Origin of the sequence: Syntrophus sp. (in: bacteria) (genome assembly GCF_040768185.1) — a bacterium.
In the GTDB taxonomy this organism is placed as follows: Bacteria; Desulfobacterota; Syntrophia; order Syntrophales; family Syntrophaceae; genus Syntrophus; species Syntrophus buswellii.
Genome location: NZ_JAXGNC010000002.1, coordinates 62,258 through 83,117, shown reverse-complemented (window position 1 = coordinate 83,117; position 20,860 = coordinate 62,258). Strand labels below are relative to the sequence as shown.

The window sequence follows — 20,860 nt, the reverse complement described above, 5'->3', positions numbered from 1 at the left end:
AGTCCATTCTTCAAAACAGCTCGACAGCAACGAGTTCACCCTTGTGCAATCCATTGGAATCAAGAGGCACGCATATCATCCCCTCAGCCTTGACCATGGTATAGATTAGATTCGATTTGCCGAAAACCGGCTCCGCCCAGAGATCGCCTTCACGCTCTTCCAGCCTCACCTGGATATAGTCTTCGCGCCCTGGAACCGAGGAGATGTTGTGGGTCAGCCTGGCCGTGATTCGCCCTCGGGCAGGTGGATTTTCCGCTCCCTGCATTCGCCGGAGCAGGGGCGTCAGGAAGAGCCCGGCAACCACCATGGCACTGACGGGGTTGCCGGGCAGTCCGATGGCCGGCTTGCCGTTGCAGACGCCCAGAATCGTCGGTTTCCCGGGCCGAACGGCGACTCCGTGCACCAGGACGCCCGGTTTGCCCAGCGCATTGATGACATCGGCCGTCAGATCGCGCGTGGAAACGGAGGACCCCGCGGAAATGACCAGAAGATCCGAAGCATTCAATGCGCTGCGCGCCGCGGAAAGCAGCGACTCGTAGGTGTCTTTGATGATCCCCTGCAGCAGCGGAATCCCCCCTGAGCGGGCGATAAGGCCGGCAATGGCGTAAGAGTTGACATCCCTTATCTGCCCTGGTCCCGGTATTTGTTCCGGAGAGACAACCTCATCGCCAGTGGAGAGAATCGCCGCCCGCAGAGCGGCTGCCACCCGCACGCGGGTGATGCCGAGGGCCATCAGTCCGCCGAGGTCCTGCGGCCGGAGGATATGTCCGGCGTCAAACAGGGACTCGCCCTCTTTCACATCCTCCCCGACTTGAATCATGTTCTCCCCCGGCGCAACGGCGCGCAGCACTTCGATGTTTGCCTCATCGAGCTTCTGGGTCCGTTCCACCATGACGACGGCATCAGCCCCGGGCGGGATCATGCCGCCTGTATAAACGACCACGGCCTGAGCCGGGCCGACGACCCCTTCGAATATACGGCCCATCGGCACTTCGCCGATTACGCTGAGATACGCAGGCAGCGATTCGGTGGCACCGAATGTGTCCTCGGCGCGGACGGCGTAACCGTCCATCGTACTGCGGGGAAATGACGGAAGGGAAGACGGAGCGGTCAATTTCTCGCAAAGTGTGCGGTCAAGCGCTTCAGCCGTTGCGAGATCCTCGCTCCTGACCTCGGGGCCAAGATGGTCAAGCAGCGCTTTAAGCGCCTCTCCAGGGGGAAGCACCTTGAACATTTCCGGCATAACGGCTCCTTGCAAATCCATTTACGCCTAATCTATATGACATCTTCCACACATGTCAATCATTACTAAAAGGCCTTCCGGTCAGCTTAAAGACGTTCGAAAAGCCGGTGCATCAAAGAGCCGTTCCGCTCCTGAAGAAATGTTCCCGACAGCCTCTTTTCTCATTACTGGTATATATTTTGCGAAAGTTAAATAATTCTCAGAGAGCAGAGCATCATGAGGTGCAGGGATTTTTATCCCAGGGAATAGGGGGGACGCCTTGTCTGGGGGCTTGGATTTCACTAACTCTTCTTTCTCGCCACAGGTGATCCACCCAGCGGGAAACGGGATCGGATACTTTTCACCCGCCATGTTTGAAGCGCTTGGATTCGGTGTTGTCGTTGTGGATGCCGACACCCGCCGCATTGTTTATGCGAATCGAAAAATCCATGGCATTGGCGGGTATCCTGCTGGAATGCTCGTCGGCCGCGCATGCCACGGCGTGCTGTGTCCCGGGGCGGGCGGCAGGTGTCCGGTCACCGACGAGGGGCGGTCCGTGGAGAACTCGGAAGAGATTCTGATCAGGGCTGACGGAACCAGGCTGCCCATCATAAAAACCGCGGTGCCGATGATCCTGGAGGGCAGAAATTATCTTATTGAAAGCATCGTGGATAACTCACAGCGGAAGCAGATACAGTCGGAGCTCAGAAAGGCCAATGAATCCCTGCAGAAGGAGATGATCAGGCGCAAGCGGATACAGGACAGAATCGAGCATCTGGCCTACCATGACCATTTGACGGGATTGGCCAACCGCCTTCTCTTCAGGGACGAACTGGACCATGCCGTGTCCCTGTCCCGGCGAATGGGGAAACAGCTCGCGATCATGTTTCTGGACCTGGACGGGTTTAAAACGATCAACGACACGATGGGTCATGCCACGGGAGATCAGCTGCTGAAGGGAGTCTCAAGCCGATTGGTCGCCATTGTGCGAAAATCCGATGTCGTCGCCAGGATAGGCGGAGATGAGTTCGTGATCATGATTACTAATCAAAGGCATGCTGAATCCATGAAGCTCGTCGCAGAAAAGATTTTGAACAGCTTCAGGGATCCCTTCAGGCTCAATGGCCGCGATTATTATTTGACGACCAGCATCGGGGTCGCCATATATCCGTCAGATGGTGAAAATGCGGAAACGCTTCTCAAAAATGCGGATATCGCCATGTATCAGGCAAAGCAAAAGGGCCGGAATCAATACTTCTTCTGTCCGTCCTTGACGAAGAACGAGGGGGCCGAGGGCATGGAATCAAGCGGCAGGGGGTATGAGATGATTGATCGAACGGAACGGAAATCCTGCTATCGTGCGGAGCGACATCGCCATGGTATGGAATCGTTGGTTTTCAAGCCTTGCCGGGAAGGAAGCATTCTATAACGTTTCATAGCGGGTGAAAAAACTTGGACACTCATTTGGAAGGCCGGTATACCGGAGGCATGGCGAACGAACCGATTCCCGGGGAAGGCCCTGGTTCCCCGGAGCATGGGGACAGCGGTCAGGCCGCTTGCGGGACCACCGATTTTCTGATGAAAATCATACACAGCAAGGGTGAACTCCCCGCCTTTTCCAGCCACATCGTCGAAATCAACACCAAACTTTCGTCCCTGACATCGGTCAATTTCTCTTCTGCCGGGGACCTGGCCAAGATCATCCTGAAAGACTTTTCCCTTACAAACAGACTTCTCAAAATCGTGAATTCGGCCCTTTACGCCGGACAATCCGGAAAGGTTACCACCATCTCCAAGGCCATGTTTCTCCTCGGCATTGAAAAGATCCGGATCATGGCGGCCACCCTCATGATCTTTGATCACCTGGAGAACAACTCTCAGGTCAAAGAGCTGCAGGAGATTGCCTCGACGTCCCTGATGAGCGGTCTTGTGGCTGCAAGTGTCGCAGCGAAGATGAAAATGGCGGACAAGGAAGAGGTTTTTATCTGCTCCATGCTCTTCAATCTGGGGAAGATGCTGGTCATCTGCTATTTTCCGGACAAGTATGAAGAGATCAAGAGGCGGATGGTCGATCTGGAACTCGATGAGGTCAAGGCCTCCACATCCGTCCTGGGCGTTTCCTATAATGATCTGGGAATGGCGGTTTCGCGGTCCTGGAATTTTCCCGATAAAATTGTCCGAAGTATGGAGCCCCTGTCCGATCACAACCTGGATCAGCCGAAAACGGAATGGGGGAACCTGCGGCTTCTGTCCAGCTATTCCAACGAATTGCTCTCCAACTTGATCAACGCTCCATCCCCCGAGCGGGCCGAGGTCCTTGCAACCGTACTGAAACGATACGGGAAGAGAATTCCGATCCAGCCGGATGAAATGAAATCGCTCCTCGAGTCGGCCGTTGCGAATGGAAACCCTTATACGGATGCGGCCAAGATCAACAGGCAGGCCGCCGATCGGTTCAAACAGTTATTCCAATCTCCACCTGGCGATCCCCCTGAAACCCAGAAGGCGAAAAATTCGGGGAAATCGGAACATCCATCCCTTCCGGGCGGACGCGATCCGTGTCCGGGCGCTTCCACTTCCGGCCTGGAGGCAAGGGGCGGTGTTCTGGCCAATGGCCTGCAGGAGATCAAGGAGGCCATGAAGGGCTCTTACCGCCTCAACGATGTCCTCTGCATGATTCTTGAAACCATGTACCGCGGATTCGAATTGAACCGCGTCATCTTTTGCCTGCGGGACACGAAACAGGGAACGATGGCGGCCCGTTTCGGGCTTGGGGAAAGTGTCGAGGAGATTGTTCAGCGTTTTCACTTCCGGGTCAGTCGGTCTTCGGATCTCTTCAACATTGTGATCGCCCAGGGCAAGGGCGTCATTATCGACAATTCCGCCAACCCCAGCATCTTGAAAATTCTTCCCGACTGGTACAGGCGTTTTTTTCTTGCGCCGTCATTTTTCATCTACCCCCTGATTGCTCCAAAGGGTTGCATCGGCATGTTCTATGGGGACAGAAAAACCCCGGAGCCGGTCATCACCCAGGCGGACATCACGTTCATGGAGGAGTTGCGGGATATATTCCTCTCCGCCATAAGCTGCGGACCATAACAGGCGTCCAGGTCACCCTGCGTCGAAAAACGGCCTGTTCCCTTTACAGGCTCAACCTCCAGCCGGGGCTTTTCCTCCGCGGCATGTTCCTTAACGTTCTTCAGAAGAGTCGGACGAAACAGAGTCCTTACTCCCGTCCGACTTGGCCGCAGGGCCCGATTCTGTGCGGCGGTCGAATTCTTCCCGGTTGGGTTCGCTGTCCCAGGCGTGGTCGTACTGCTTGTGATCGAATTTCAGGTCGCTGGACAGCATTTCCTCCTGGTTGCGAATCTCCTCCCGGAAATTGTCTATGTAGGTGTCCTTGTCATGGGAGTGTGGCGCCAGCCTGAGTAAAGTTTCTTCGTCGTAGCGGATAAAATTCTGCCCTGAACGCGTGGCGCTGTACCTGCGGAAGCCCAGCTCGACCAGGGCATCGACCCCCAGGCGCACGGCGGTGTCAAGGGTTTCCCGGTAAATATGGGATACCCTCATGTCCATCAGATGGTAGGCGTCCTGGTTGTTTTCGGCGCGGGCCATGATCGTGAGATGGGGGAAAAGCTTCCTGGCCTTTTCGATGAGATCGGCATTGATTTCGGGAGAACCGATGGCGGCAACGAGAATCCTGGCCTGATCGGCTCCGGCGGATTTGAGGATGTCCACGCGCGTGGCATCCCCGTAGAAAACCTTGCACCCCATTCTCCTCAGCAGGTCCACGCGGTCGGAATCGTTGTCGAGAATGGTGGCATGGATACCGTTTGCCTTCAGAAACCTTCCCACCGTACTGCCGAAATGACCGAAACCGGCGATAATGACCGGGGCGTGGAGGTCGATGTCTTCGGGTTCCGGTTCGATTTTTTCCAGGGTCCCGAAACGGGGTTGAACCAGGCGCTCATTGAACAGCAGCAGGACAGGGGTGGCCGTCATGCTCAGCGCGGTGACGGCCATCATCGTGTCCGTCCATTCCAGCGACAGGATCGAAAGCTGGCTGATGAAGGAAAAGAGGACAAAGGCAAATTCCCCGACCTGGGCGAGGCCGATGCAGAAGAGCAGATTCTGATCAAAGCTCAGCCGCGCCAGCTTCCCCGTGAGAGCGAGAACGACGGCCTTTCCGGCAATCACCATGAAGACGAGGGCGAGGATCTTCAAGGGCTCGTTGAGGATCAGGCTGAAGTTGATGGAGGTCCCCACGGAGATAAAGAACAGGCCGAGAAGGATCCCCTTGAAGGGGGCGATATCGCTTTCCAGCTCATGCCTGTATTCGCTGTTGGCCAGAACGACCCCCGCCAGAAAGGTTCCCAGGGCGGGGCTGAGCCCCACCAGGCTCATAAGGGTAGCGGTGGCGATCACGATGAACAGGGCCGAGGCTGTGAACAATTCTTGAAGGTGAAGACGGGCGATAAACCTCAGGAAGGGGACGATCAGGAACCGTCCACTGACGACCACGAGGTTGATGGCCAGGAGCAGGGCGATGGTCTGGGCCCATCCGGGCAGACCCTGGAGAAAGGAGGCGGATTCTTCCCCCTGGGCCGGAACGCCGGAAACGGCCAGAAGGGGAAGGAGCGCCAGGATGGGGATGACGGAAATGTCCTGGAACAGGAGCACGGCGAAGGAGCACCTTCCCGATTGTGTCGCCGCCAGCCCCTTTTCCCTCAGTGTCTGGAGGACGATCGCCGTGGACGACATGGACAAGGCCAGTCCGATGGCCAGGGCCGCCGTCCAGGAGAATCCGAGCAGAAGGAACAGGGCCACAAAGAGCAGGGTTGTCAGACCGACCTGCAGGATTCCCGTCCCCAGGATAAGCTGACGCATCCTCCAGAAATGGGAGGGCTCCAGTTCAAGGCCGATGAGAAAGAGCATCATCACCACGCCGAATTCGGCAAAATGCATGACGTCCTTCCCCTCGCCGCCGACAAGGCAAAGGCAGAAGGGGCCGATGATGATGCCTGCAATCAGATAGCCAAGGACCGATCCCATTCCGATTCGTTTGGCAATGGGGACGAAAACGATCGCCGCTGCCAGGTAGAGGAGGGCGTCATAGAGAAGGGTGCTGGTCATGGTGTGTTTCCCCGGCCTCGAAAAGAAGCCAATCGTTGAGAAAAGGAAAGGTTCGGATGAATTCGATGTCCGGATCGGACTGTGACAGCCGGTTCAGCAGGTCGAGATACCGTGCGGCATAATGCTCCAGGTCCGCATCCGTCAGTCGGTAAGTCCCCTGAACGGCAAAAGGCGGCAGGTAGATCATCCTGCAGAGGGTGGCCGTCTGCTGAAAGGGAATGAGGATCTCGCCCATGGAAAAACGGTTGAAGCCGTTTGCCGCATACTCGCTTCTCGCTCCGCCCGACGAGACGGCGTTGAAGATCCATTTGCCCTTCAGGGCGTCCCCCCCTTCGCCGTGGGCCCATCCGTGCTCGAGGACCAGGTCGATCCACTGCTTGAGCATCGCCGGGGCGCTGTACATGTAGATGGGGTGCTGCCAGACAATGACCTGGTGCTCCAGCAGCAACTCCTTTTCCCGTTCCACGTTGATGTTGAAGTCCGGGTACCGTTCATAGAGGTCATGAAGCGTTACCGCCGGATGTTGGCCGATATCCTTCAACAGCGCCCGGTTGACGCGCGATTTTTCAAAGCGGGGGTGGGTAAAAAGGATCAGAATCCGATTCATGGTTCAGCTTTCATGGAGTTCCGGCTGCCGAAGAAAACGTTCCCGGGCTGAGGGACGCGTTATGGGGAACGCTGTGAAAAGATGAAAATCCGCTTACTTGTCCCCCCGGTACACGCCACCGTAGTCGGCCGTTGTCAGAGGAGCGGTTGTGCCGCTCAAGATCATGCCCCCCGACTGAATCGTCCCGATAAAAAGGGTATGGTCGCCGGTGCCGATCGTATGATCCACCGTGCAGTCCAGATAACCAATGCAGTCGTCCAGGATGGGAAGTCCGGACGGCGAGGGACTGTAGCTGCACGCATCGAATTTCTTGCGCCAGTCCGCGATCTTGAACTGGCGGATTCTTTCAGCGGATTCGCGGGGGAGGACATTGATGCAGAAGGTTCCCGATTCCCGGATCTGTTCGTGACAGAGTCTGCTCTTCCGGATGGCCAGGGCAACCCTCGGCGGCTCATGGGAGCACTGGGTCACCCAGGAGGCGATCATGCCGTTAAAACCCTCGGGGGATAAAACTGTGACGAGATAGATTCCGTAAGAAAACCTGTCGAGTACATCCTGCCATGCCTTATCCATATTCACCTCCACAAATCAGGACAAGCAAATCAGTCGTTTATGAATCTATTAACTAACATCGGGACGGCCGTAATTCAATTCTTAAAATGTGCAATCGATTTCGCCCCCCCGTTCTGTCCTGCTCCGGGATCCGTGCATGAAGCCTGTCCGGCGTCAGAGTTCCAGGCTGGTGATATTTCTATTGAGATATGGAGAAGATCCGCGTGATGTTCTGGCTCCAATCGTTCCGATTGACCATAACTGTGAGGGCCTGGTTGAAAGAAAAAATCGCATATATGAAAGTCTTTTTCCTTTTGTAGTTGCGTTTGTACAACCGTAATTTTTATTTTAGCTTACGGTTGTTATTCTGATATATAACTCAAATAGATAAAATAACATCACTTTATCTGGAAACTGGCTGTTCCGGCATTGTGGCACACAAAATGCGAAATTCATCGATTTGAGCAGGCAAGGCATTGAAAAAATGTCCAGCAGCGGAAAGGCCGGAATCCGAAGGTAAACGGCTGTGAAGATTACCATCGTCTATGATAATGAAACACAAAGGAAAGAACTCAAACCAGATTGGGGCTTTTCATGTATCGTGGATGTGGAAGGCAGGAGGATTCTCTTCGATACCGGCGCCAATGGTTCCATATTGCTGGGCAACATGGAAAAGATCGGGGTGAATCCCACATCGCTGGATGAGATTTTTATCTCCCACGATCATTGGGATCATACGGGTGCACTTGCTGATGTTCTCAGAGCAAGGGGGGGAAAAATCAAGGTTTATGTGCCTGCTTCTTTCTCAAGTGTTCCAGGCGCAGGTGAGTTCGTCAAGGTCGGTCCTGCCCTTGAAATACACCAGAATATCTATTCTACGGGTGAGCTGAAAAATATTGAACAGTCAATGATCGTGAAAACGGAAAAGGGCCTGGTGGTATTAACCGGATGTTCCCATCCCGGTGTTGGAGAGATTCTGAAGACGGCAACTCGCTGCGGGAAAGTGAGTGCGCTGATCGGGGGATTGCATGGATTTAGAGAATTTGGCCTCCTCCGGACGCTGGATATTGTATGTCCTACACACTGCACGTTGTACAAATCGGAGATAGAGGCGCTATTTCCCGAAAAGTTTATTCAGGATGGGGTGGGAAAGGTGATTGACTGGTAAACACGGCAAACCAAGAATAGTTTTTTTGTATATTTCGACACTAAACAATCGAGAGGTGCTGAGATGGATGACGCATTTGATGAATTGCAGAAAATGATTGACGAGGATATGCGGCGTATTTACTCGGAGGTGACCATAAACCACGCCATGAATCCCCGCAATGTGGGAAGCTTGAAGGATGCCGATGGGTGGGCAAGATATACCGGTCCCTGTGGCGACACTATGTCGATGTGGATAAAAATGTCAGGGGACATTTTGAAAGAAGTACGGTTTTCCACCGATGGCTGCGGCACCAGTGCGGCATGCGGCAGCATGACCACGGAGCTGGCCAAGGGAAGAAAATGGTCGGAGGCCTTGGAAATAAGCGATGTCGATGTTCTACGAGAACTTGGCGGCCTTCCCGAGGAAGATCAACATTGTGCTCTGCTGGCTGCTACGACTCTCAAACTTGCCATCAGCGACCATCTGAATCGCCGCAGGGAACCTTGGAAAAAATATTACGAACGGCGCTGATGCCCCCTCTAGAAGGTTTCGGCGCCCACCACTTCGATGACCAAGGTGTGTCCGGCAACAAAACGGGACAAATGAGGCCGGCAATCAGCGCGGCCTTTTCAGAAGGAGGCCCATCATGACGATCATAATGGAAAAAGGCGGGGGAACGTTCCATGGCATTAAACTCCTGCTTTGCGAAAACCCGCTGCCGCCGATTGACGAGGCCGTCGCGGCAGCCGGGGCAGAGTTGGCGCAAAGCAATTACTACACAGAAGCTTATTCGGCGCCGCTGCGCCGGCTCATCAGCGAACAGCTCGGCATTTCCGAACGCCTTATTCATATCAATGCCGGCTCCGAACTCATCCTCCGTCAGCTCTTCGACCGCTTTGGCAGGCAGGTCCACCTGCTGACTCCGACCTATGTCCTTTTTCCCGAAATCGCAGGGCGTTACACGGAAACCAGACTCTCTCCCGAAAAAGGTTTTGCCTATGACCTGGCCAACCTGGCGATACCCACAGGCACTACTCTCGCAGTTATTGTAAACCCAAACAATCCAAATGGAGGCACCTTCGATATGGCTCCTCTGCCCGATCTGCTGTGCCGCCACCCTGAGACGCTTTTCCTTATTGATGAAGCATTCATAGGCTTGGCTGGTGAATCTGCTGTGCACCTGGTTCCCAAATATCCTAATCTACTCGTGACCCGCACCCTGTCCAAAGCACACAGCCTCGCGGGTTTTCGTGTGGGTTACGGAATATTTCCCGAGGCTGTCGCCGATGACCTGAACAGTCATAACGATGCCTATCCGCTTGCTCGTCCCAGTCAGGCGGCAGCCATGGCCACTCTTCAGCATGAAGACAAGATTAAAGCCCGCGCTTCGCAATTGCATGCCTGGACGGAGGAACTCGCCGCCCAGTTGCGAAGTATGGGGGTAAGCACATTTCCCACCGAGACCTATTTCTTTCTGGCTGACTTCTCACCCTATGACGCATCAGGACTTGCGGACCGACTTCGCGACCGTAACATCCTGATCAAGCCGCTTAATGATCCTGCCCTTGGCCCTGGGTATATGCGCATCACCACGGCATTGCCCGAAGACAACCGTCGGTTTGTCGATGCACTGAGGGAGATTATGGCAGGTGTCTGAAGCTGGCCCTGTCAAGACTTATCATTTGTGATGCGAGGGGCGGTTTGAAAGAAATTAGGCTGCTTACTTTTCAGAATTGCCCACCTTGCAACCGTTTGTCTCCTGGAAAGACCTGGGAATAGAGATTGGTGTTGGACGTGGTCGTTTTGCATCCCGGTGGGTGTGACGACAGGTTTGGATCCCTCCCCGGCAATGCCTGCCTGCGCTTACTGCACGCGGGATCGATGCCATGGAAGGCCTTGATTCTAAAATTTTTCAACCCGGAATCAGGACGCTGCTGTTAAACTCCTTATCCGGGCTTCATAAAAGACCAGAGGGTGGCGATAAAATCTTTTACCTTCTGTATCAAGAGGTTTCGAATGCGGATGTTCAGATAGAGGTCTCCGGCCTCTCCGCCGGCGCGGCCGGCCTCGCCCATTCTCTTGAGGCGCAGTTGCTGCCCCGTCCTCATGTTTGCGGGGATGGTTACGACAAGCTCCCTTCCCGTCCTTTGGGAAGAATATCGCACCCTTCCGCCAAGCCGGGCCTGTTCAGGGGAAAGAACGATGGAATCCTGTAAGTCCTTGCCCCTTTCAGGCAGTTCAATGCCCCATTTCTTTTTCAGGCCGTATCGGATCAGCTTCTCCAGGTATCCACCAGGGTAGGCAATGCCTCCGGCGCCCTGTCTGTTTCCGACGCCGCCCACAATGACCCGGCCGAATACCCCCGGCTTTCTGAATTCAAAGGTTCGATATCCCGCGCCGTAGGATTCCCGGAAGATGTCGTCGAAGCCCCTGAATCCGAAGGCACGGCTGAACTCCTCGAAGATCTGCTGGATATCCGAGCCCCTGAAGATATCCTGATCGGAATGGGTCTGCCGAAAGTGGCCGTAAGCCGATGATCCATAGGTCTGCCTGAGCGCATCGTATTCGCTTCTCTTCCGGGGTTCGGAAAGCACGGCGTAAGACTCGTTGATCTCCTTCATCCGGTCCGCCGCCTCCGGATTGTCCCTGTTCCTGTCCGGATGGTGCAGCAGGGCCAGCCTCCGGTAGGCGTCCCGGATCTCCTTCTGAGTGGCATTGTTCTCCAGTCCCAATATGCTGTAGTAATCTTTTTGTTCCATGGTTTTTCGTTTCCGGTCAAGGCCTCCTTGAAATCTTCTCATCCGGTAGAGATCGAACCAGGCTGCTGTGCTGGAGGTGGTGGAGAGTTTGGCAGGCACAGTATGGAATATGTTCTTAAATGGCGAGAATTCATTTGCTGTTCAGGGGCTGTTTCTTCCTTTCCTCATGATCCGCGGGGATAATGAGGAAAGGAAGGCCCCTGTGATTCATCATGGTTTTCCCAGCGGCCGGGGCTGGAATTCGAGCCATCAGGGAGTTGAGGCGCCTTTTTCAATCGGCAACGGTGCCTGTCGCCAGATCCCCGATCATTTTGCTGAAGCGGGAGGGATTGTCCAGCCTGCCGCCCTCGGAGATGACGGCCATGTCATAGAGGAACTGGCTGTAGTCTTTCAGCACCGGCGCCTTCCGGTCTTTTTCATAGATTTTCCTCATTTTTGAAAGCAGGGGATGGTCCATGTTCAATTCAAGCACCCGCTTGGTCCGGGGCACCTCCTGGCCGTTTGCACGGAGGATTTTCTCCAGGAAGGCGCTCATGTCGTGTGGGTCGCCCGAAAGGCAGGCGATGGATTCTTTCAGGTGTGTGGACGGTTTCACGTCCTTTACCACGTCATCCAGGGAGGATTGAATGCAGCCGAACAGGGCGTTATAGACATCCTTCTTCTTTTCGTCGATCTCGCCGATGTCCAGGTCCCCCTTCTCGGCGCTCCGGAAGCCCTTCTTCTCGAACTCATGCAGATCACGGATGACCCATTCATCGACGGGGTCGGTCATCAGCAGGACCTCGTAGCCTTTCTCCTTGAGCTGTTCAAGGTGGGGGCTGTTGAGGAGCACCGTCAGATTCTCTCCGGTCATGTAGTAAATCTCCTTCTGATCCGGCATCATCCGGCTGACGTACTCCCGCAGGGAGATCCACTGCCCGTCGGATCTTGTCGTCTTGTACCGCAGCAGCGAAGCGATCTTCTCCCGGTTTTCGAAATCGGCGGAGATTCCGCTTTTGAGGACGTGGCCGAATTCTCCGTAGAAGGATTCGTATTTCTCCTTCTCCATGCCGGCGAGCATGTCCAGCAGCCTCTTCACGAGATTCGTCCGGATGTTCCGCACCAGGGCATTCTGCTGCAGAATTTCACGGCTCACGTTCAGGTTGAGATCCGGCGCATCGACGACGCCCTTGATGAAGCCCAGATAAGGCGGCATCAGGTCGGTGCAGTTTTCCATGATGAAGACGCGCCGGCTGTATAGATGGATGCCGTGCTTCCTTTCGTGGAGAAAGAAATCGAAAGGCAGCTTGGTGGGGATGTACAGGAGAGCACTGTATTCCGTCGTGCCTTCAAGCTTGAGATGGAGGCGGGAGTGGGGAGGGTTCCAGTCATGGCTGATGTGGCTGTAGAATTCGTTGTACTCCTCTTCTGAAACCTCGGACTTGTCCCTGGCCCAGATGGCCTTCATCGAGTTCAGGGTCTCCTCCTCGACGACTGTTTCCGTCCTGCCGGGATCGGGTTTGCCCTCCGCGTCAAGAACGGGCTTTGTTTTTTTCACATCCATGACAATCGGGTAGGCGACAAAATCCGAATGCTTTTTTACGATCTCCCGGATGGCCCATTCCGAGGTGAAGTCCTGCCCGTCTTCCTCCGCCTCCTTGAGCTTCAGGATCACCGACGTTCCCCGGGTGGCCTTTTCCGCTTCTTCAATCGTGTAGGAGCCGTCTCCGGAAGATTCCCAACGGACGGCCCTGTCGCTTCCGGCTGCTTTGGTAACCAGGGTGACCTTTTCGGCAACGATGAATGAGCTGTAGAAGCCCACACCGAACTGACCGATCAGCTCGGGGAGAAGGGCGTCGTTTTTTTTCGCGGCGTTCATGGCCTCCGCAAAGACCGCCGTACCGCTTTTGGCGATCGTACCGATATTTTCCGCAACTTCATCATAGGTCATGCCGATCCCGTTGTCGGAGACTTCCAGGGTTCTCCGGCCGGCGTCGGGTTTGACGACGATTTTGAATTCCGTGTCCGTTCCGAGAATATCGGGCTCCAACTGTGCCTTGAAGCGGAGTTTGTCGATCGCGTCGGATGCATTGGAAATCAGCTCCCTGAGAAAAATTTCAGGGTGCGAGTAAAGAGAATGAATGATGATATTCATCAGCTGGTTGATTTCGGTCTTGAAGGGGTGCGTTTCTTTGCGGCTTTCCATAAATCCTCCGTGGCGTCGTAATTGATCATCCCCTGACACAGGGACATGGGGATAAAACGGTTTTGCGCCGATAAATTGGCAACCAATTCGCAGTTGTCAAGGCCCTATTGTTCAGATGGGAAGAAAACCGCTGCCTCGCCGGCAGCGTCCGGGCCGCCGGCGGAGTATGCCGTGGCGGCTGTCTCTGCAAGCCCTGTGGGGCGGTTCCGGCCGGCCCTGCGGAATTACTCGTGCCGCAGGGCCACGATGGGATCGAGGCGGGCGGCCTTGAGGGCCGGGAAATAGCCGAAGATCACTCCGACGGCCGCCGAAAAGAGGAAGGCGATCATCACGATCCCCGCGTTGAAGACGAAGGGCACGCGGAGCAGGCCGGAAAGCCAGACGGATCCGGCCAGGGCCAGCACGATGCCGAGCAGACCGCCGAAGGACGACAGGACCACCGCCTCCACGAGAAACTGCATCAGCACTTCCCGTTCCAGGGCGCCGATGGCAAGGCGGATGCCGATTTCATGGGTGCGCTCTGTGACAGACACCAGCATGATGTTCATGATGCCGATGCCGCCCACGAGCAGGCTGACCGCCGCCACGGCGCTCAGCAGGGCCGTCAGCAGCTGCGTCGTTCCGGTCAGCATCTTCGTGATCTCCTTCATGTCCATGACGTTGAAGTTGTCGTCCTCTTCGGGAGCGAGATGACGACGCTCCCGCATCAGCTGTCCGATTTCCATCTGGACCTTTTCCGTCGACGCCCCATCGCGGACCGAAACCTGGATCAGGCCGATGTTCGTGCTTCCTGTGACGCGTCGCTGCAGGGTCCGCAGGGGAATCACCACCAGGTCGTCCTGGTCCGTTCCCATGGTACTCTGTCCTTTAGGCTCCATCAGGCCGATCACCTTGCAGGAGAGCTTCTCCAGGCGGATCTTTTCACCCAGGGGATCCTGGTTTCCGAAGAGCTTTCTGCGGACGGTGTCTCCCAGAATACAGACCGCCGAACCTGAACGCAGTTCGCTTTCACTGAAGGTCCGGCCGGAACGGATGGACCGTTTGGTCACCTTGAAATACGAATTTTCCGTTCCCGTGACGGTTGTTGACCAGTTCGAATTGCCGGCGACGGCCTGCAGGCTCCGGGATGAAACCGGGGCAACGGCGGCAATGGAGGAGACGTCCCGGGTGATGGCGTCGACATCGCTCATCTTGAAGGGGACCGTTTCGGACGTCTGGCCGGGTCCCAGCCGTTTCCCCGGCGTCACCATGAGCAGGTTGCTCCCCAGGTTGGAAATCTGCTGCGAGACTTGAACGGTCGCCCCTCCGCCGATGGTCACCATGATGATGACGGCGGCAACTCCGATGACAATCCCCAAAATGGTTAAAAAGGATCGAAGGACATTGCGCCGGATTTCACGAAAGGCCAGCAGAATGGAGTTTCCCAGCATCAGTTTTTCCCTCCTGTTTTTTCATCCAGAGCAACCGTTCCGTCGAGAAAGTGGATGATGCGCTTTGCATAGGTGGCCATGTCCGGTTCATGGGTCACCATGATGATCGTAATTCCCGAATCGCGGTTCAGCAGGGTGAGGAGGTCCATGATCTCCCGGCTGCGGGCCGTATCGAGGTTTCCCGTGGGTTCGTCGGCCAGCAGCACCGTCGGTCCGGTCACTATGGCCCGGGCGATGGCGACCCGCTGCTGCATGCCCCCCGACAGCTCGCCGGGGGTCAGCCGCTCCCATCCCTTGAGCCCCACCGTTTCCAGGGCCCGCAAGGCGCGCTCCTTCCGCTGTGCAGCGGAAATGCCGCGGTAAATCAGCGGAAGTTCAACGTTTTCCAGGGCAGAGGTGCGGTTCAGAAGATTGAAGCCCTGGAAGACGAAGCCCTGGTAATGGCGCCGCAGCAGGGCGCGCGAATTCCGGCTTAATTGCCCGACGTCAACGCCTTTGAACAGGAAGCTTCCCGCAGTGGGCGTATCCAGGCAGCCCAGGATGTTCATGCAGGTGGACTTGCCGGACCCGCTGGGCCCCATGACCGCGACGAATTCCCCCGTATCGATGCGCAGATCAACGCCGCGCAGGGCCTCTACCGCCGCCTGCCCTTCACCGAAGATTTTGGTGACCCCTTTCAGAACGATCAGGGGCTGTCCGGAAAGATCCTTCACTTCACCCCCAGCACGGAATCGGTTACCACCGCCATTCCCGGCCGCAGATCACCGGAGCGCATTTCCGTCATAACGCCATCGGTGGCCCCGATGGTGACCGGGACCGCCTTGAGCTGCCCATCCCGCAGAACCCAGACCTGCTGCCCCTTTTTGCCGGCGGAATTATCGCGCGGTGTGGACGAAAGACGGGGCGGGCGCGGCAGCAGCATGCCCACCAGTCCTCCGGAAGGCCTCTTCTCCGCCTGGATTGGCGGCGTAAAGCGGAGCGCATTGTTGGGAATCAGGATGGCGCTCTCCACGCTGTTGACCGTGATGCTCGCCGTAGCGGTCATCCCCGGCCGGAGGGACAGGTCCGAATTGTCCACCTTGAGGATGGTCGTATAGGTCACGACGCCTTCCGTGGTCGTAGAGCCGTAACGGGCCTGAACGACCTGGGCCGGGAAGGTGCGGTCCGGCCAGGCGTCTACGGAAAACGTGGCCTTCTGCCCCTCCCGGATCTTTCCCACATCGGCTTCATCGACATTCACCTGCAGTTCCATTTCCGCCAGATCCTCGGCGAGTTTGAACAGAACAGGCGTGGTCATGGAAGCGGCCACCGTCTGGCCGGGCTCGACGCTGCGGTTGAGGACGATACCGTTGATGGGGGATCGGATCACCGATTTGGACAGGTCCGTTTCACCGGCGGAAAGTGAGGCCTGGGCCTGGGAAACGGCCGCACGGCTGCTGGCTGCATTGGCCCTGGCACGGGAATAGGCCGCTTCGGCGGCATCCATCTCCGTCTGTGAAGGAACCTTGCCGTTGCTAAGCTCCCATACCCGCTTGAACTGAGCCAGCTTGGCCCGGGTTTCCGCAACGGTGGCGTCGGCCTGGAGGACTTTCGCCTTTTCCGACTCCAGGGCGGCACGGTACTGGGTGATGGTTGCCTCCAGCTTGGAGGTGTCCAGGATGGCCAGAACCTGGCCGACTTTTACATGGTCATTGAAGTCGACCTTCACCGATCGAATGGTTCCGGACAGCTCGCTGCCCACCTCAACGGAATTGGTGGGCTGGAGGGTGCCCGTGGCGGTGACAAGCACGGTGAGGTTTCCGCGTTGTACCTGCTGCGTTTCGTAGCGCACCGATTCTGCCGCGTTTCGTCCCTTCCAGGAGGCGATGAGGGCGACAGCCGCCACCAATACGATCAGCAGGACCGGAATCCGCCATCTCTTCCATCCCGAAAAGCGCCCCGGAGAGGAGTCAATCTCGAGGACCTTTGAAATTTCGGTGGTATCTGTGGCCTTATCGGCTGAGTCAGGGGACTTTTTCATTTCCTTTCTTCCTTAAATCTGCCTTCAATGTTTGTTGTCGGGGTCCAGAGAAATCCATCCGCCGCCCAGGGCCTTGTAGAGGCGAATGAGATTCGAAACAACCGTTCCATTGCTCTGGGCCAGCTCATCCTGAAAGGTCAGAAGGGAGCGCTGGGCATCCAGAACGCTGTCGAAATCCGCGAGGCCGGTCTGGTACTTGAAACCGGCCTGTTCCGCCGCCTTCCGTGCCGCCTGGACCGCCGCCTCCAGGGCCTGCCGGCGCTCCTCCTCTTCCGCAAAAGCGGTGAGGGCGTTTTCCACTTCCTTGAGGGAGTTGAGAACCGCTGCTTCATAGGCCATCAGGGACTGCTCCTGGAGGGCGCTCTGCACCTCGATGTCTTGCCGTATCGCGCCGGTATCGAAGATCCGCCATGAAATCCCGATCCCTCCGCTGGCCGTCCGGCTTCCAGAGGAGAACAGGCTGCTGGAGGAAAGGGACTCCAGGCCGATGGAGCCGCTCAAGGTCAGTCTTGGGTAGAGTTCCGCCTCAGCCACGCCGATGCGTGCGGTTTGAGCCGCCAGCTGACGCTCAGACCTGCGCACGTCAGGCCTCTGGCGCAGTACATCCGCCGGAACGCCCACGGCAAGGGAGGGAGAGGCGGCCGGGATCGGCTTGCGCTCTTCCAGCTCGGCATGTATTTTTCCCGGCGTTTCCCCGAGCAGGGTGGCCAGGTTGTTTTTGGCCCCTTCAAGGCCTGTCCGCAGGGTCGGTATCTGCGAACGGGTTCTTTCAAGATTGTAGCGGGCCTGCTGAACGGCCACCTCGTCGCTCAAGCCGGCCTGCTGCCGCCATGAGGTCAGGTCGAAGGTTTCACCCTGCGTTGCCAGATTGCTTTCCGCCACACTCAGCCGGGCCTGATAGGTGCGGACATCCACGTAGTTGAGAGCCACCTCGGCGAGAAGGGAAACCAGCACGTCGCGCAGATCCTCCCGACTGGCTTCAAGCTCCGCATCAGCCGACTCCACGGAGCGCCGGACGCCGCCGAAGAGGTCCAGTTCCCACCCGGCGTCAAGCCCCGCCATGTAAAAGTTCCGGGTTGTTCCCATTCCCGCCTCTTCGCTGCTGCGGCTCCGGGTGGCGGATCCCGACGCATCCAGCGTTGGAAAGAGCCCGGCCCGGATAATGCCCCGGTTGGCGCGCGCCTGGCGGACACGCGCCTGGGCCTGCTTCAGGTCTCGGTTGCCTGCAATCGCACGCTCCGTCAGGCTTGAGAGATCCGGATCGTTCAGGGTCTTCCACCATCCGGCCAGCGATCCGGGAGGTTCTTCCCCGTCCCTCAGGCCGCCTTTAAGCGGGCTGTTCCAGCTTTCCGGCAGATCCATTCCGGGAGGGAGATAGTCGGGTCCTACCGTGGCGCAGCCCGCCAGGATCAGGAGGATTCCCGCCACCGCCGCCCGGAAGGCTGCGGTCATCGCCTTGCGGCCGATTGTTATCCGAGGGATGTTCATGGTCTGCGACTTCCATCTTTGAGGGAGACGGACGGTCTCCCGGCTTTTTTACTTCTGTTCCTTTCTTCCCATGCTTTACGCACGGCCCGAATCCCGGCCAGCGAGAAATTGACGACATGGTCTGCATAAGCCTCCAGGTCTTCAATGTCCAGCGGGCCGTTCCGCCCGCCGGTTTTTCCCCCGAGGCCTCTGCCTGCCACGACGGGATTCATGCACTGGCTGATGATGCTCAGTTCGCAGAATTTTGCCTCCTGCTCAGGAATCATGACACCGAGAAGCTCGCGGACAAGGGCTTCCGTCCTCTGCTGCAGGGGGGAGATCTCCTCGCGGAGAACCTCTTCCAGCAACCCGGTGGGATTGGCCATTTCCCGCTGCATGAACAGAAACTCCCTGTTGTTCCGGTCCGTGATCCGCCTCAGGATCGCCCTGACCTGGCCTCGAAGGCGTTCTTCCGGCGGCGCATCGCCGCTCACCCCGCCGGAGGGGGGGTAGGCCTGGATGGATTCGGAAAAGGCATGCCGCCAGGCTTCGATGTACAGGGCCTGCTTGCTGCCGAAGTGATAGTTCACCGCTGCAATGTTGGTTCCAGCCCGCCTGCAGATTTCTGCAATCGTGGTTTCCCGGTAGCCCTTTTCACCAAAAATTTCACCGGCCGTTGTCAGGAGGCTCTGGCGGGTCTTTGCAGCCCCTTCCCTCGAAATCTTCATGACCGTCCTCGCATGAGCTGAAGTTAGAATGAACATTTAAAATAAATGTTTCAAATAGTCAATAGAAAAATTCAGAAGAGGGGAATTGGCAATTGTAAAGAGATGCGGATTGATTTATAAGGCATGTCATGGATCGGCTTGAAGAGCCCAGATTCGTTACCGGGATTCGCGGCGGGAGCCGGACGCAAGGGCGATGGACTTTGGAGAAGGGCGCTGAAAAGAAAGTCAGGCGGAGGGGAAACCATGCGAGCCATGCCGTTTTTCACGGGATTATTCCGGAGTACTGGAAAAGTAGTATTTTTTCAGCTCTTTCTGCTTTTCCTCCTCCTTTTTTTGGGCCGGCCTGACAGCCATGCACTCGTGGCCGATGAACTTCTCGTCGTAGCCAACAGCGCCGTTCCGGAGAGTCTGGAGCTTGCCCGCTATTACATGGAGAGGCGTGCGGTGCCATCTGCGAACCTGTTCCTGGTCAGGACATCCACCCGCGAGACGGTGGGCAGGAGAGACTATGATGAGCAGATCGCCGGGCCGCTGAGAAGCTTCCTGGAAAAAAACGACCCTGAGGGAAAGCGGTTCAGGTGCATCACCCTCATCTACGGCATGCCCCTGCGCGTTTTGCCGCCGCCTTTAACCCGGATGGAGGGTTCCGAGCTCAAGGATCTTCAGACTGCTCTGAAGGAATGGACGCAGCGGAAGAATCTGGCCGGAAAGAAACAGCCTGAGGAATCCCGGAAAATCCAGGAGAGACTGGCTGATCTGAGGAGAAAGATTCAGATCCTGAGCAAGTCCAACTGGGGGGCCTCCGTCGATTCAGAACTGGCCCTGGTCAGGGAAAAATCCCCCGAGCTGGATGGATGGCTTCCCAACAGGTATTATTTCAATTTTCAGGGAAAGGAAATAAAGAATATGCCCCGGCGTCCCGTCCTGGTAAGCCGTCTGGACGGACCGGATCCCTCGATTGTCCGCCGCATCATCGACGACAGCATGTACGCCGAGGTGCACGGACTTCCCGGCCGGGCCTATTTTGATACGCGTCGGCCTGAGAAGGCTGCTCCGAAAGAGGGCAAGACGTTGTCGGCTTACGAGCGGTACGACCTGGCCATCCACAACACGGCGCGTGTGGTTCGGAAAAGCGGGAAGCTGCACGTGGTCGTCAATGACAAGCCGACTCTCTTCGGCCCCGGCGAGGCGCCTGATGCAGCCCTTTACTGCGGCTGGTACAGCCTTGGGAAATATGTGGATGCCTTCACCTGGGTCCGGGGGGCCGTGGGATTCCATGTGGCCAGTTCCGAATGCACGACCCTGAAGGTGCCGGGCAAAACGGTCTGGTGCAAGGCCATGCTCGAGAAGGGCGTTTGCGCAACGGTAGGCCCCGTGGCGGAACCTTATCTCCAGTCTTTTCCCGCCCCCGAGGTTTTTTTCAGCTGCCTCCTCGACGGCCGGGCGGCCCTGGCAGAATGTTACGGCGTGTCAAACCCCTTCTGGTCATGGCAGCAGGTCCTGATCGGGGATCCCCTCTATCGCCCCTTTCTGAGACGCGGATTTCCAGCCGTGAATTAGGACGGAAGAAGAGAAATCCGGGCCGGAGGCACTCCTCCGTCGCGACG

The 20,860-nt window shown here is 56.8% G+C and carries 17 protein-coding genes; 6 read left to right on the top strand and 11 right to left on the bottom strand.

Annotated elements, in window-relative coordinates:
• Nucleotides 1-10 precede the first annotated feature (10 nt).
• Entirely contained in the window at nt 11-1,243 is a 1,233-nt protein-coding gene (gene glp / locus AB3175_RS03395; protein ID WP_367359538.1) for a gephyrin-like molybdotransferase Glp, read from the bottom strand.
• A 349-nt stretch (nt 1,244-1,592) separates the two neighbouring features.
• On the opposite strand from glp, the gene AB3175_RS03390 reads away from it, so the two are divergent.
• Complete coding sequence (locus tag AB3175_RS03390; RefSeq protein WP_367359537.1) at nt 1,593-2,651, top strand: diguanylate cyclase; 1,059 nt, start codon at nt 1,593-1,595, stop codon at nt 2,649-2,651.
• Nucleotides 2,652-2,674: 23 nt separating this feature from the next.
• Nucleotides 2,675-4,321, top strand: a complete 1,647-nt coding sequence (locus AB3175_RS03385) for an HDOD domain-containing protein (protein WP_367359536.1) — start codon at nt 2,675-2,677, stop codon at nt 4,319-4,321.
• Nucleotides 4,322-4,411: 90 nt separating this feature from the next.
• Here the strand turns inward: AB3175_RS03385 and AB3175_RS03380 are convergent, their stop codons facing one another.
• From AB3175_RS03380 to AB3175_RS03370, 3 genes are all read right to left on the bottom strand, one after another.
• Nucleotides 4,412-6,355, bottom strand: a complete 1,944-nt coding sequence (locus AB3175_RS03380) for a monovalent cation:proton antiporter-2 (CPA2) family protein (RefSeq protein ID WP_367359535.1) — start codon at nt 6,353-6,355, stop codon at nt 4,412-4,414.
• Nucleotides 6,333-6,962 (bottom strand): NAD(P)H-dependent oxidoreductase, encoded by a 630-nt coding sequence (locus AB3175_RS03375; protein WP_367359534.1) that lies wholly within the window; start codon nt 6,960-6,962, stop codon nt 6,333-6,335. The genes AB3175_RS03380 and AB3175_RS03375 overlap by 23 nt, the downstream gene beginning before the upstream one ends.
• Nucleotides 6,963-7,055: 93 nt before the next feature.
• On the bottom strand, nt 7,056-7,535 hold the full coding sequence (locus tag AB3175_RS03370) for a flavin reductase family protein (protein ID WP_367359533.1): 480 nt from the start codon (nt 7,533-7,535) through the stop codon (nt 7,056-7,058).
• A gap of 505 nt (nt 7,536-8,040) precedes the next feature.
• On the opposite strand from AB3175_RS03370, the gene AB3175_RS03365 reads away from it, so the two are divergent.
• The 3 genes from AB3175_RS03365 to AB3175_RS03355 all read left to right on the top strand — a co-directional run bounded on the left by AB3175_RS03365 (nt 8,041) and on the right by AB3175_RS03355 (nt 10,321).
• Nucleotides 8,041-8,682 (top strand): MBL fold metallo-hydrolase, encoded by a 642-nt coding sequence (locus AB3175_RS03365; RefSeq protein ID WP_367359532.1) that lies wholly within the window; start codon nt 8,041-8,043, stop codon nt 8,680-8,682.
• A 63-nt stretch (nt 8,683-8,745) separates the two neighbouring features.
• A complete protein-coding gene (locus AB3175_RS03360) occupies nt 8,746-9,195 on the top strand; it encodes an iron-sulfur cluster assembly scaffold protein (protein WP_367359531.1) in 450 nt (149 codons plus the stop codon).
• 115 nt (nt 9,196-9,310) lie between these two features.
• Complete coding sequence (locus AB3175_RS03355; protein ID WP_367359530.1) at nt 9,311-10,321, top strand: histidinol-phosphate transaminase; 1,011 nt, start codon at nt 9,311-9,313, stop codon at nt 10,319-10,321.
• A gap of 289 nt (nt 10,322-10,610) precedes the next feature.
• On the opposite strand, the gene AB3175_RS03350 is transcribed toward AB3175_RS03355, so the two are convergent.
• From AB3175_RS03350 to AB3175_RS03320, 7 genes are all read right to left on the bottom strand, one after another.
• Entirely contained in the window at nt 10,611-11,423 is an 813-nt protein-coding gene (locus AB3175_RS03350; RefSeq protein ID WP_367359529.1) for a DnaJ domain-containing protein, read from the bottom strand.
• 271 nt (nt 11,424-11,694) lie between these two features.
• On the bottom strand, nt 11,695-13,608 hold the full coding sequence (gene htpG / locus AB3175_RS03345; RefSeq protein ID WP_367359528.1) for a molecular chaperone HtpG: 1,914 nt from the start codon (nt 13,606-13,608) through the stop codon (nt 11,695-11,697).
• A gap of 224 nt (nt 13,609-13,832) precedes the next feature.
• Nucleotides 13,833-15,038, bottom strand: a complete 1,206-nt coding sequence (locus AB3175_RS03340; protein ID WP_367359527.1) for an ABC transporter permease — start codon at nt 15,036-15,038, stop codon at nt 13,833-13,835.
• Entirely contained in the window at nt 15,038-15,751 is a 714-nt protein-coding gene (locus AB3175_RS03335) for an ABC transporter ATP-binding protein (protein ID WP_367359526.1), read from the bottom strand. Before AB3175_RS03335 ends, AB3175_RS03340 begins: the two co-directional genes overlap by 1 nt.
• On the bottom strand, nt 15,748-17,058 hold the full coding sequence (locus tag AB3175_RS03330) for an efflux RND transporter periplasmic adaptor subunit (RefSeq protein WP_367359525.1): 1,311 nt from the start codon (nt 17,056-17,058) through the stop codon (nt 15,748-15,750). The genes AB3175_RS03335 and AB3175_RS03330 overlap by 4 nt, the downstream gene beginning before the upstream one ends.
• Before the next feature lie 24 nt (nt 17,059-17,082).
• Nucleotides 17,083-18,546 carry an efflux transporter outer membrane subunit gene (locus AB3175_RS03325; RefSeq protein WP_367359524.1) on the bottom strand — a complete coding sequence of 488 codons (1,464 nt, stop codon included), beginning with the start codon at nt 18,544-18,546 and terminating at the stop codon, nt 17,083-17,085.
• Nucleotides 18,543-19,253 carry a CerR family C-terminal domain-containing protein gene (locus AB3175_RS03320; RefSeq protein WP_367359523.1) on the bottom strand — a complete coding sequence of 237 codons (711 nt, stop codon included), beginning with the start codon at nt 19,251-19,253 and terminating at the stop codon, nt 18,543-18,545. The genes AB3175_RS03325 and AB3175_RS03320 overlap by 4 nt, the downstream gene beginning before the upstream one ends.
• Before the next feature lie 360 nt (nt 19,254-19,613).
• Here AB3175_RS03320 and AB3175_RS03315 point away from each other — a divergent pair, with 360 nt between their 5' ends.
• The gene (locus AB3175_RS03315; protein WP_367359522.1) at nt 19,614-20,813 is read left to right on the top strand and encodes a TIGR03790 family protein; all 1,200 of its coding nucleotides are present in this window, start codon (nt 19,614-19,616) and stop codon (nt 20,811-20,813) included.
• The last annotated feature ends 47 nt before the right edge of the window (nt 20,814-20,860 follow it).